Annotated in this window: 13 protein-coding genes; 11 read left to right on the forward strand and 2 right to left on the reverse strand. The window is 68.2% G+C overall.

Features of this window, described 5'->3' with window-relative positions; all coding sequences use genetic code 11:
• Window positions 1–14 precede the first annotated feature (14 nt).
• From AC07Q9_RS22760 to AC07Q9_RS22775, 4 genes are all read left to right on the forward strand, one after another.
• Window positions 15–911, forward strand: coding sequence for an SDR family oxidoreductase (locus AC07Q9_RS22760; RefSeq protein WP_495311883.1), 897 nt, complete (start codon window positions 15–17; stop codon window positions 909–911).
• Between the two features lie 28 nt (window positions 912–939).
• Window positions 940–2100: an acyl-CoA dehydrogenase family protein gene (locus tag AC07Q9_RS22765; RefSeq protein WP_095747399.1), complete on the forward strand. Its 1161-nt coding sequence runs from the start codon at window positions 940–942 to the stop codon at window positions 2098–2100.
• A 5-nt stretch (window positions 2101–2105) separates the two neighbouring features.
• On the forward strand, window positions 2106–3272 hold the full coding sequence (locus AC07Q9_RS22770) for an acyl-CoA dehydrogenase family protein (RefSeq protein WP_495311884.1): 1167 nt from the start codon (window positions 2106–2108) through the stop codon (window positions 3270–3272).
• A gap of 95 nt (window positions 3273–3367) precedes the next feature.
• Window positions 3368–4129, forward strand: coding sequence for a slipin family protein (locus AC07Q9_RS22775; RefSeq protein WP_489060181.1), 762 nt, complete (start codon window positions 3368–3370; stop codon window positions 4127–4129).
• Between the two features lie 77 nt (window positions 4130–4206).
• On the opposite strand, the gene AC07Q9_RS22780 is transcribed toward AC07Q9_RS22775, so the two are convergent.
• Window positions 4207–5484: a DEAD/DEAH box helicase gene (locus AC07Q9_RS22780; protein WP_495311885.1), complete on the reverse strand. Its 1278-nt coding sequence runs from the start codon at window positions 5482–5484 to the stop codon at window positions 4207–4209.
• A gap of 48 nt (window positions 5485–5532) precedes the next feature.
• Here AC07Q9_RS22780 and AC07Q9_RS22785 point away from each other — a divergent pair, with 48 nt between their 5' ends.
• The 5 genes from AC07Q9_RS22785 (at window position 5533) to AC07Q9_RS22805 (ending at window position 9063) form a co-directional block, all read left to right on the forward strand.
• On the forward strand, window positions 5533–5913 hold the full coding sequence (locus tag AC07Q9_RS22785; RefSeq protein ID WP_062472780.1) for a translation initiation factor Sui1: 381 nt from the start codon (window positions 5533–5535) through the stop codon (window positions 5911–5913).
• 7 nt (window positions 5914–5920) lie between these two features.
• A complete protein-coding gene (locus AC07Q9_RS22790; RefSeq protein ID WP_495311886.1) occupies window positions 5921–6157 on the forward strand; it encodes a DUF3820 family protein in 237 nt (78 codons plus the stop codon).
• 182 nt (window positions 6158–6339) lie between these two features.
• A complete protein-coding gene (rbp, locus tag AC07Q9_RS22795) occupies window positions 6340–6750 on the forward strand; it encodes an RNA-binding regulator (protein WP_159278843.1) in 411 nt (136 codons plus the stop codon).
• Window positions 6751–7049: 299 nt separating this feature from the next.
• Window positions 7050–7538 carry a tripartite tricarboxylate transporter TctB family protein gene (locus tag AC07Q9_RS22800; protein WP_070063464.1) on the forward strand — a complete coding sequence of 163 codons (489 nt, stop codon included), beginning with the start codon at window positions 7050–7052 and terminating at the stop codon, window positions 7536–7538.
• Between the two features lie 13 nt (window positions 7539–7551).
• Entirely contained in the window at window positions 7552–9063 is a 1512-nt protein-coding gene (locus AC07Q9_RS22805; protein WP_062472774.1) for a tripartite tricarboxylate transporter permease, read from the forward strand.
• A gap of 48 nt (window positions 9064–9111) precedes the next feature.
• On the opposite strand, the gene AC07Q9_RS22810 is transcribed toward AC07Q9_RS22805, so the two are convergent.
• The gene (locus AC07Q9_RS22810; RefSeq protein WP_495270021.1) at window positions 9112–9870 is read right to left on the reverse strand and encodes a sulfite exporter TauE/SafE family protein; all 759 of its coding nucleotides are present in this window, start codon (window positions 9868–9870) and stop codon (window positions 9112–9114) included.
• A gap of 419 nt (window positions 9871–10289) precedes the next feature.
• Between AC07Q9_RS22810 and AC07Q9_RS22815 the strand changes: the two genes are divergently transcribed.
• Window positions 10290–11528, forward strand: a complete 1239-nt coding sequence (locus AC07Q9_RS22815; RefSeq protein ID WP_495311887.1) for an ammonium transporter — start codon at window positions 10290–10292, stop codon at window positions 11526–11528.
• Between the two features lie 24 nt (window positions 11529–11552).
• Window positions 11553–11855, forward strand: coding sequence for a hypothetical protein (locus tag AC07Q9_RS22820; RefSeq protein WP_082818034.1), 303 nt, complete (start codon window positions 11553–11555; stop codon window positions 11853–11855).
• Window positions 11856–11862 lie beyond the last annotated feature (7 nt).

Genomic DNA, 11862 nt, shown 5'->3' on the forward strand with positions numbered 1-11862 from the left:
CGAGAACCCATCGAATGAACGCATCCCACTACCGCTCCGTCTTCGCGCCCGGCCTGTTCGCCGGGCAATGCATCGTCGTCACCGGCGGCGGCTCGGGCATCGGCCGCTGCACCGCGCACGAACTGGCCTCGCTCGGCGCCCACGTGGTGCTGGTGGGCCGCAAGCCCGAGAAGCTCGACGCGGTGCGCGCCGAGATCGAAGCGGCCGGCGGCAACGCCAGCACGCAGGCCTTCGACATCCGCCAGGAAGAGGCCGTGCGCGAGGCCGTGAAGGCCATCGTCGCGGCGCACGGGCGCATCGACGGGCTGGTCAACAACGCGGGCGGCCAGTACATCACGCCGCTGGCCGCCATCTCGGCCAAGGGCTGGGAGGCGGTGATCCACACCAACCTCACGGGCGGCTTCCTGGTGGCGCGCGAGTGCTACCTGCAGAGCATGCAGGCGAACGGCGGCGCCATCGTCAACATCGTGGCCGACATCTGGGGGTCGATGCCGAACATGGGCCACAGCGGCGCCGCGCGCGCCGGCATGGTGAGCTTCACCGAGACCGCCGCCGCCGAATGGGCCGTGAGCGGCGTGCGCGTGAACGCCGTGGCGCCGGGCTACATCGCCTCCAGCGGCATGGACCACTACCCGCCCGAGGCCGGCGACATGCTGCGCGCCATGCGCAAGACCGTGCCCGCGGGCCGCTTCGGCAACGAGGCCGAGACCTCCGCCGCCATCGCCTTCCTGCTGGGCCCGGCCGCCGCCTTCATCAGCGGCACCGTGCTGCGCGTGGACGGCGCGCGCCCGCAGGCGCGCATGGGCTGGCCGATGGAACTTCCCGACGCGCAGGCGCAGCAACGCCCCGCGGTGCGGCCCTACGACGGCTTTCACCTCGCGCAGACACCGCGCGTGTTCCAGGACAAGTAACGAGCGAACGAACGAACGGAGACCCGCCATGCAGTACACCCATGAACACCTCGAGATGCAGAACACCCTGCGCCGGTTCATCGACGAGGAGATCAACCCCCACGTCGACGAATGGGAAGAGGCCGAGATCTTTCCCGCGCACGAGGTCTTCAAGAAGCTCGGCAACCTCGGCCTGCTGGGCCTGAACAAGCCCGAGGCCTTCGGCGGCGCCGGGCTCGACTACTCGTTTGCGATGGCCTTCGCCGAAGGGCTGGGCCACATCAGCTGCGGCGGCGTGCCGATGGCCATCGGCGTGCAGACCGACATGTGCACGCCCGCGCTCGCACGCTTCGGCAGCGACGAGTTGCGCCGCGAGTTCCTGGTGCCCGCCATCGCCGGCGACACGGTCGGCTGCATCGGCGTGAGCGAGCCCGGCGCGGGCAGCGACGTGGCGGGCCTGAAGACCTACGCGAAGAAGGACGGCGACGACTACCTCATCACCGGCCAGAAGATGTGGATCACCAACAGCCTGCAGGCCGACTGGATGTGCATGCTGGTCAACACCAGCGAGGGCCCGGTGCACCGCAACAAGTCGCTCGTGATGGTGCCGATGAACCTGCCCGGCATCGAGAAGGCCAAGAAGATCCGCAAGATCGGCATGGACTCGAGCGACACCGGCCTCATCTACTTCGACAACGTGCGCGTGCCGCAGCGCTACCGCATCGGCGAGGAGGGCCAGGGCTTCGTCTACCAGATGCAGCAGTTCCAGGAAGAGCGGCTGTGGTGCGCGGCCAGCTCGCTCGCGCCGATGGACGACTGCATCACGCAGACCATCGAATGGGCGCAGCAGCGCCAGATGTTCGGCGCCACGCTGGCCGACCAGCAGTGGGTGCAGTTCAAGCTGGCCGAACTGAAGACCGAAGTGGAGGCGCTGCGCGCCCTCACCTACCGCGCCTGCGACCTGCACGTGAAGGGCGAGGACGTGCTCGAGCTCGCGTCGATGGCCAAGCTCAAGACCGGCCGCCTCACGCGCCAGGTGGCCGACACCTGCCTGCAGTTCTGGGGCGGCATGGGCTTCACGCTGGAGAACCGCGTGTCGCGCCTGTACCGCGACGGCCGCCTGGGCTCGATCGGCGGCGGTGCCGACGAAGTGATGCTCGGCATCCTCGCCAAGACCATGGGCATCGCCAAGCGCCCACCGCGCGGCTGAGCGCCATGGACGCGGAACTGCTGGCCGACCGTGCGGCGCTCGCCGACACGGTGCGCCGCTTCGCCCAGACCGAGATCGCACCGAACGTGCAGGCCTGGGACGAGGCCGGCGAATTCCCGCGCGCGCTGTACGCCCGCGCGGCCGAGCTGGGCCTGCTGGGCCTGGGCTACCCGGAAGCACTCGGCGGCACGCCCGCCTCCTATGCGCTGAAGCTGCCCGCGTGGGTCGCGCTCGCGCGCCACGGCCAGAGCGGCGGCGTGCTCGCGAGCCTGTTCTCGCACAACATCGGCCTGCCGCCCGTGGTGCTGCATGCGAGCGACGCCGTGCGCCACGAGGTCGTGCCCGCGGTGCTGCGCGGCGAGAAGATCGCCGCGCTTGCGATCACCGAACCCGGCGGCGGCTCCGACGTGGCCGCGGTGCGCACGACGGCCAAGCGCGACGGCGATCACTACGTGCTCAACGGCGAGAAGACCTTCATCACCTCGGGCATGCGCGCCGACTGGATCACCGTGGCCGTGCGCACCGGCGAAGGCCGCGGCGCGGGCGGGCTCTCGATGCTGCTGGTGCCGGGCGACGCGCCCGGCCTCTCGCGCACGCGACTCGCGAAGATGGGCTGGCTGTGCTCCGACACTGCCACGCTGCACTTCGACCACGTGCGCGTGCCCGCGCGCTACCTGCTCGGCGAAGAAGGCGGCGGGTTCCGCATGGTCATGGGCAACTTCAACGGCGAGCGCGTCGGGCTCGCGGCCGGCGCGCTGGGCTTCGCGCAGGCCTGCCTCGACGAGGCGCTGGCCTGGTCGCGCGAGCGCAAGACCTTCGGCGCCGCGCTCATCGAGCACCAGGCGGTGCGCCACAAGCTGGTCGACATGCAGATGCGCATCGCCTCGACCGAGGCCTGGCTCGAGGCCGTGTCCGCCGAGGGCGACGCGCACGAGGCCGCGGGCCGCATCAACGCCCCCGAGTGGGTGGCGCAGGTCTGCCTGCTCAAGAACCACGCCACGCAGACCATGCAGTTCTGCGCCGACCAGGCCGTGCAGATCCTCGGCGGCATGGGCTTCATGCGCGGCACCGTGAGCGAGCGCATCTACCGCGAGGTCAAGGTGATGATGATCGGCGGCGGGGCCGAGGAGATCATGAAGGAGCTGGCGGCGCGGCAGCTCGGGTGGCTGTAGCGGCGGCACCGAGCTTTATTCCGGCCCGGCCGGAACGCCGCTGCGCAGCAGGTGTCCAACCGTTCAGCACCTTTGCTGAGTCGCGGGAGATCACCATGCTCTCTTTCACTTACGGCATCGGCGCCGTCGTTCTGGTCCTGCTGGCGGCGCTGCTCTTTTCGGCGATATGGATCTTCCGGGAGTACGAGCGCGGCATCGTGTTCACCCTGGGGCGCTTCTCGAAGGTGGCAGGGCCCGGACTGGTGTTCGTGATCCCGGCCATCCAGCAGGTGGTGCGCGTCGACCTGCGCACCGTGGTGCTCGAAGTGCCGACGCAGGACGTGATCTCGCGCGACAACGTGTCGGTGAAGGTCAGCGCGGTCGTCTACTTCCGCATCGTCGATGCGGCCAAGGCCATCATCGAGGTCAAGGACTTCTTCAACGCGACCAGCCAGCTGGCCCAGACCACGCTGCGCTCGGTGCTCGGCAAGCACCAGCTGGACGACATGCTGGCCGAGCGCGAGAAGCTCAACCTGGATGTGCGCGAATCGCTGGACGTGCAGACGGCCTCATGGGGCATCAAGGTGTCGAACGTCGAGATCAAGCAGATCGACCTCACCGAATCCATGATCCGCGCCATCGCACGGCAGGCCGAGGCGGAACGCGAACGCCGCGCCAAGGTGATCCATGCCGAAGGCGAGCTGCAGGCGTCCGAGAAGCTGTTCCAGGCCGCGCGCGTGTTGGCGCAGGAACCTCAGGCGATCCAGTTGCGCTACCTGGAAACGCTCACGGTGATCGGCGCGGACAAGAACACGACCATCGTGTTTCCGCTGCCGGTGGACCTCATCACGAGCTTTCTCGGCAAGCAGCACGCGTAGCGCGCAACGCACGAAAGCGGAAAACCGTTCGAAGCACCCGCCGGCCTCCTTGCATGCCGGCAGACGCCTGACGCGCGTCAGTCCGCGTCTTCCCCACCGCCCGCCTGTGCGGCCAGCGCGGTCGCCGCGCGCAGCTTGTCCTTCTTGCTCGGCCGCGCGCCCTTGATGCCGCCGTTGCCCGAGGTGTCGACCACCACCGGCGCCGTCTCGGTCGGCTCGAAGCCCGCGATGCGCTCGCGCGGCACGCGCTGGCCCTGGCGCTTCTCGATCAGGCGGAAGTGCGCCTCGGTGGTGGGGCTCACGAAGCTGATCGCCAGCCCGCTCGCGCCCGCGCGGCCGGTGCGGCCGATGCGGTGGATGTAGTCGGTCGGCGAACGCGGCAGGTCGTAGTTGATGACCACGGGCAGCTGCGCGATGTCCAGGCCGCGCGCCGCCAGGTCGGTGGCGATCACCACGTCCCAGCGGCTCTGCTTGAACTGCGCCAGGATGTCGCGGCGCGTGCCCTGCGCGATGTCGCCGTGAAAGGGCACGGCGTAGATGCCGTTGCGGTACAGCTTCTCGGCCACGGTCTGCGCGGCGTGCTGGGTGGCGACGAACACCAGCACGCGGTCCCAGGTGCCTTCGTTGTCCTTCAGCAACTGGCGCAGCAGCTGGGTGCGGCGCGCGGCGTCGACCTCGATGGCGCGCTGCACGATGTCGGGCCGGGTGCCGGGCTCGCCCTGCACGTCGACCAGCGCCGGGTCGTGCAGCATGTCGTCGGCCAGCGCCTGGATGGCGATCGGGAAGGTGGCCGAAAAGAGCAGGTTCTGGCGCCGCGCCGGCAGCAGCGCCAGGATGCGCTGCAGCTCCTCGGCAAAGCCCAGGTCGAACAGGCGGTCGGCCTCGTCGAGCACGAGCGTCGACACGGCGTCGAGCGCGAGCGCGTTGTGTTCGACCAGGTCGAGCAGCCGGCCGGGCGTGGCGACCACGATGTCGGCGCCGCCGCGCAGCCGCATCATCTGCGGGTTGATCGAGACGCCGCCGACCGCGACGACGATTTTCAGGCGCTCGGGCAGGTGCCGTGCGAAGTCTTCCAGCGTCTCGCCGACCTGGGCCGCGAGTTCGCGCGTGGGCACGAGCACCAGCGCGCGCAGGCGGCGCGACGCCGACGAGGCCGGCTCGGCGGCCAGGCGCTGCAGCAGCGGCAGGGAAAATGCGGCCGTCTTGCCGGAGCCGGTCTGTGCCGAGCCCCGCAGGTCGCGGCCCTGCAAAATGGCAGGGATGGCCGCCGCCTGGATGGCGGTCGGCGCGGCAAAGCCGCTCGCGGCGGCCGCTTGCGCGAGTGCGGGGGTCAGGCCCAGGGTATCGAATGGCATGGAACGGGCACCGGGAAAAAAAGAGAGATCGAAAGAAAGACGGATCGAATGGGAACGATGAAGAACAGCCGCACCGGCAGCACGCTGGTGTACTCCACCGAGGCGGGCGGGCGCATGTGCCCCGACTGCGGCGCCCCGATGGCGCAATGCCGCTGCAAGGAACTCGCGAAGGCCCGCACGGCGGCCACGGACGGCATTGTCCGCGTATCGCACGAGACCAAGGGCCGAAAGGGCAAGGGCGTGACCGTGGTCAAGGGCCTGCCGCTCGACGCGGCGGCGCTGGCGGCCGTGGGCAAGCAGCTGAAAGCGGCCTGCGGCACGGGCGGCACGGTGAAGGACGGCACCGTGGAGATCCAGGGCGATCACCGCGAGGTGGTCATCGCCGCCCTCGTGAAGCAGGGCCACACGGTCAAGCGCGCGGGCGGCTGAACAGCGCATGAACCCCGAAGACCTGCAGCGCCTGGTGACGCTCCAAATGCCTTTTGGCAAGCACAAGGGCACGCTGATCGCCGATTTGCCCGGAAATTACCTGACCTGGTTCGCGCGCGAGGGTTTTCCCGCGGGAGAAATTGGCCGGCTGCTCGCTTTGATGCATGAAATAGACCACAACGGCCTGTCCGACCTGCTCAAACCGTTGCGAAACCGCCCGTCGGGTCGGAATGTTTCTCGATAACACAAGATTTCCCCCCTTTTTTAGGAAATCGGGCCGGATAATCCGGCTCACGTGTCTGCGAGCCTCGGCTCCCGTGCACGTAATTTGGTGATCGGTCAGTTTCGCGCCACAGCGCATTAGTTTGTTGTGATTCTGGGACTCCATCGCTTTGTGTTTTTTTGGTTTGAATTAGGAGTCCCTCCATGGGCAAGAAACTTTACGTGGGCAACCTCGCCTACTCCGTGCGTGACAACGACCTGGAACAAGCTTTCGGCGAATTCGGTTCGATCGTCAGCGCCAAGGTCATGATGGAACGTGACACCGGCCGTTCGAAGGGCTTCGGCTTTGTCGAAATGGGCACCGACGCTGAAGCACTCGCTGCAGTCGAAGGCATGAACGGCGCATCGCTGCAGGGCCGCGCCCTGACGGTGAACGAAGCCCGTCCGATGGAAGCACGTCCCCCCCGCACCGGCGGTGGTGGCGGCTACGGCGGTGGTGGCGGCGGCGGCTACGGTGGTGGCGGCGGCGGCGGTTACGGCGGCGGCGGTGGTGGCCGCAGCGGTGGCGGCGGCGGTGGTTACGGCGGCGGCGGCGGTGGCCGCGGCGGCTACTAAGCCCTCCCCCACACACTCATGAGCGCCCCGGCGCTCTGAATGAATAAAAAGCTCCTTCGGGAGCTTTTTTCGTTTCCGGCCCCCACACGATCCCTGCCCCTTCGTGGAACACCGCGGAACCGGCTTTGCCGGGCCGCTGGTGTTGCCCCCGGAGGGGGTTGGCGTAGCGACACGAAGTGCGCGAAGCCTGGGGGAGAGCCAGTGCTAACCCTGTAAGCATTAGTGCGTACCGTGGTGGTCAGCCTATGGTCAGCCGCCGGCGACGACCCTCGTCCCTTCGAAAACAGAGGGTCGAGACAATGAAAATCAAGAGACAGGCGGACTTCTTCTCAGGAGTCATGTTCGCCGCCGTCGGTGGCGCGTTCGCCATCGGCGCCACCACCTACACCATCGGCGACGGCGCCCGCATGGGGCCAGGGTACTTTCCGCTGATGCTGGGCATCCTGCTGGCGCTGCTGGGCGCGCTGATCATGTTCCAGGCCATGGTGGTCGAGAGCGCCGACGGCGACAAGATCGGCAAATGGGCCTGGAAGCCGCTGGCCTTCGTGCTCGGCGCCAACCTGGCCTTCGGCGTGCTGCTGGGCGGCCTGCCCAGCGTCGGGCTGCCGGCGATGGGCATGATCATCGCGATCTACGCGCTGACGATCATCTCGAGCATGGCCGGCGAGCACTTCAAGCTGCGCGACGTGCTGGTGCTCTCCACCATCCTGGCGGCCGGCAGCTATGTGGCCTTCATCTGGGCGCTCAAGCTCCAGATCCAGGTCTGGCCCACCTTCATTTCGGGCTGAGGAGCACACCGCCATGGAACTGTTCCACAACCTGGCGACCGGCTTCGGCGTCGCCTTCACCTTCACCAACCTGCTGTACTGCCTGGTCGGCTGCATCCTGGGCACGCTGATCGGCGTGCTGCCGGGCATCGGCCCCGTCGCGACCATCGCGATGCTGCTGCCCGCCACGTACGCGCTGCCGCCCGTGTCGGCGTTGATCATGCTGGCCGGCATCTACTACGGCGCCCAGTACGGCGGCTCGACCACGGCCATCCTGGTGAACCTGCCCGGGGAGTCGTCCTCGGTGGTCACCTGTATCGACGGCTACCAGATGGCAAGGCAGGGCCGCGCAGGCCCCGCGCTGGCCGCGGCGGGCCTGGGCTCGTTCTTCGCGGGCTGTGTCGGCACTTTGATTCTTGCGGCTTTCGCGCCCCCGCTGACCGAGCTGGCCTTCAAGTTCGGCCCCGCCGAGTACTTCTCGCTGATGGTGCTGGGCCTGATCGGCGCGGTGGTGCTGGCCTCGGGCTCGCTGCTCAAGGCGGTGGCGATGATCGTGCTGGGCCTGCTGCTGGGCATCGTGGGCACCGACGTGAACTCGGGCGTCGCGCGCTTCAGCTTCGACATTCCCGAGCTCACCGACGGCATCGGCTTCGTGGTGATCGCCATGGGCGTGTTCGGCTACGGCGAAATCATCGGCAACCTCTCGCAGCCCGATGACGAGCGCGAGGTGTTCACGCACAAGGTCAAGGGCCTGTGGCCCACCAAGGACGACTTCAAGCGCATGACGCCCGCCGTGCTGCGCGGCACGGCGCTGGGCTCGGCCCTGGGCATCCTGCCCGGCGGCGGCGCGCTGCTGGCGGCCTTTGCGGCCTACGCGCTGGAGAAGAAGATCAAGATGCGCCCGGGCGAAGTGCCCTTCGGCAAGGGCAACATCCGCGGCGTGGCCTCGCCCGAGTCGGCCAACAACGCCGGCGCGCAGACCTCCTTCATTCCGCTCTTGACGCTGGGCATCCCGCCCAACGCCGTGATGGCGCTGATGGTGGGCGCGATGACGATCCACAACATCCAGCCCGGCCCGCAGGTGATGACCAGCAACCCCGAGCTGTTCTGGGGCCTGATCGCCTCGATGTGGATCGGCAACGCGATGCTGATCATCCTGAACCTGCCGCTGATCGGCATGTGGATCAAGCTGCTGACGGTGCCCTACAAGTTCCTGTTCCCGGCGATCGTGCTGTTCTGCGCGATCGGCGTGTACTCGACCAACAACAACACCTTCGACGTGTGGATGGTGGCGATCTTCGGCTTCATCGGCTACCTGTTCCTGAAGCTGCGCACCGAGCCGGCCCCGCTGCTGCTGGGCTTCATCCTGGGGCCGATGATGGAAGAGAACCTGCGGCGCGCGCTGCTGCTGTCGCGCGGCGCGTGGAGCGTGTTCGTGACGCGGCCGCTGTCGGCGGGCCTGCTGATCGCTGCGGCGCTGCTGCTGGCCATCGTGCTGCTGCCGGCGATCAAGGCGAAGCGCGAAGAAGCGTTCGTCGAAGACTGACCTCGGCGCCCCGAAAAAAAGCCCCTGGCCAGATGCCAGGGGCTTTTTTTATTTCAGGAACGCGTCGTAAGCCGTCTTCAGGATCAGTGCACTCACCACCACGATGAACACGATCCGCACGAAGCCCGCCCCGTGCTTCAGTGCCACGCGCGTACCGACCAGGCTGCCGGCCACGTTGGCCACGGCCATCACCAGCCCGTAGTGCCACCAGACGTGGCCCTTGGCGGCCAGCAGGATCAGCGCGGCGGCGTTGGTCAGCGTGTTGATGACCTTGGCCGAGGCCGAGGCGTTGAGGAAGTCGTAGCCCATCCAGCGCACGAACAGGAACACCAGGAAGCTGCCCGTGCCCGGCCCGAAGAAACCGTCGTAGAAACCGATGGTCAGGCCGATGGTGCTGGCCGCCAGCGTCTCGGCACGGCCGCTGAAGCGCGGCGCGTGCAGCCGACCCATGTCCTTGCGCGCCAGCGTGTAGATCAGCACGCCCAGCAGGATGACCGGCAGTGCCCGGCGCAGGAAGTCGCCCGGGAAGACCGTGACGGTCCAGGCGCCGAGCATCGAACCGCCGAAGCCCAGCAGCGCAGCCGGCCACATGGCGCCCCAGCGCATCTGCACCCGCTGGCTGAACTGGGCCGCCGAGGCCGCCGTGCCCCAGATGGACGCGCTCTTGTTGGTGCCCAGCAGCGTGGCCGGCGGCGCGCCCGGAAACACCGCAAAGAGGGCCGGCACCAGGATCAACCCGCCGCCGCCCACGATCGCATCGATAAAACCCGCGAGCAGTGAGGCGCCCGTGACCACCAGCATTTCCATGCGGGCGATTGTCTCACCGGAATCGCTATCGAAACGATAGCTGTGGTGGCCGGTACCGGCTGGCCAGGAGGCTTGTTTGGCTTGGAAGAAAGCGCCCGCATTTGCGCTGCGAACAGGCAAAAAAAAGCGCCGACCAGCGGCGCTTTTCAAATATCAGACAGGCATCTCGTGCGGAGCCTTTGAAGAATGTTCTTGTTGATCGATCGGAAGCTTGTCTCCTCGGACCCTCGGCAGTACGAGCAGGGCCCGTCGCGAGTGCGCAGATTGTGCAAGCGCGCACCCGCCCGGTGCATTAGGAATTACCCGCTTCGTGTTACTTCGACCCCCCGGTTGGGAAACCAAAGTGTTTCAGGCAGTTAACAAGATGGCATGACTCGTGCACACAGGCCTCTTGTCCACCACTCCAAGAAGAAACGGTCATGGCCCTGCTGGCACCCCAAGCCTCCCTGAACGCGGCCGACACCGCCTGGATGATGACCTCGACCGCGCTGGTGCTGCTGATGACCCTGCCCGGCATCGCGCTCTTCTATGCCGGCATGGTGCGGCGCAAGAACGTGCTGGCCACCATGGCCGGGGTGGTGGCGATCGCCGCCGTGGTCTCGCTGACCTGGTTCGCGCTCGGCTACTCGCTGGCCTTCACGCCCGGCTGGCCCTGGCTGGGCAAGCTCTCGCGCATCGGCTTCTCGGGCTTCGAGTACCTGAAGGAGGCCGGCCAAGTGGCCGTGAGCCACGTGGCGCCGAACGTGCCGGAATCGGTCTACGCCATGTTCCAGCTGAGTTTCGCGATCATCACCACCGCGCTGGTGCTCGGCGCCTTTGTCGAGCGCATGCGCTTCTCGGCGCTGCTGTGGTTCGCGCTGCTGTGGAGCCTGCTCGTGTACGCACCGGTCGCGCACTGGGTGTGGGAGCCGGGCGGCTGGCTCGCGCAGATGGGTGCGCTCGACTTCGCGGGCGGCTCGGTGGTGCACGTCAACGCGGGCATCGCGGGGCTGGTGTGCGCCTATGCGCTCGGGCCGCGCCGGGGCTACGGGCGCGAGGCCTTCGAGCCCTACAGCCTGGCGCTCACCATGACGGGCGCGGGCCTGCTGTGGGTGGGCTGGTTCGGCTTCAATGCCGGCTCGGCGGTGGCGGCCGACGGGCGCGCCGGCCTGGCCATGCTGGTCACGCACATCGCGGCGGCGGCTGGCGCCATGAGCTGGATGATCGGCGAATGGATCGTGCGCCGCAGCCCCTCGCTGCTGGGCCTGTGCTCGGGCCTCGTGGCGGGGCTGGTGGCGATCACGCCGGCGGCCGGCTTCGTCACGCCGCTGTCGGCGCTGGCCATCGGCGCCATCGCCGGGCTGGCCTGCTACTGGGGCGCCACGGGCCTGAAGCACCTGCTCGGTGCGGACGACTCGCTCGACGTGTTCGGCGTGCACGGCATCGGCGGCATCGTGGGCGCGCTGCTCACGGGCGTGTTCGCCGACCCGCGCATCTCGGGCGCGGCGGGCAATGTGCTGACGCAGGCGATCGCGGTCGCCAGCGTGGCGATCTACAGCGCGGCGGGCACGGCCATCGTCTTGTTCCTCGTGCATGTGCTGGTCGGATTGCGCGTCGACCCCGAGAGCGAACTGGTGGGCCTCGATCTTGCTCAACATAAAGAACACCTGGGAGCTTGACCCGTCGACGCCGGAGACCCCGCCATGCCCTCCATGTCCGAAAGCGAACGCATCGCCCTCGCCGCCCGCCTTCACGTGGCACTGCGGCGAAAGCACGGACGCGTGACCGACACCGAATGGATGGCCACCAACGCCGAGTACGCCGCCGAGATCGTGCGCATGACGCGCCAGCACGCCGCCGAGACGAAAGACGACGAACTCGACCAGCTCGCCACGCGGCTCGAGCAGGCCATGGAGCCGCTGGCCCGCGCCGCGCGGCTGGCGGCGCGCCAGCCCGACGGCCTGCCGCCCACGCCGCCGCCGCGCTACGTCGGCGGCCTGCGCTGACGGCGCC

Source organism: Variovorax sp. GW821-FHT09A10 (assembly GCF_059418385.1).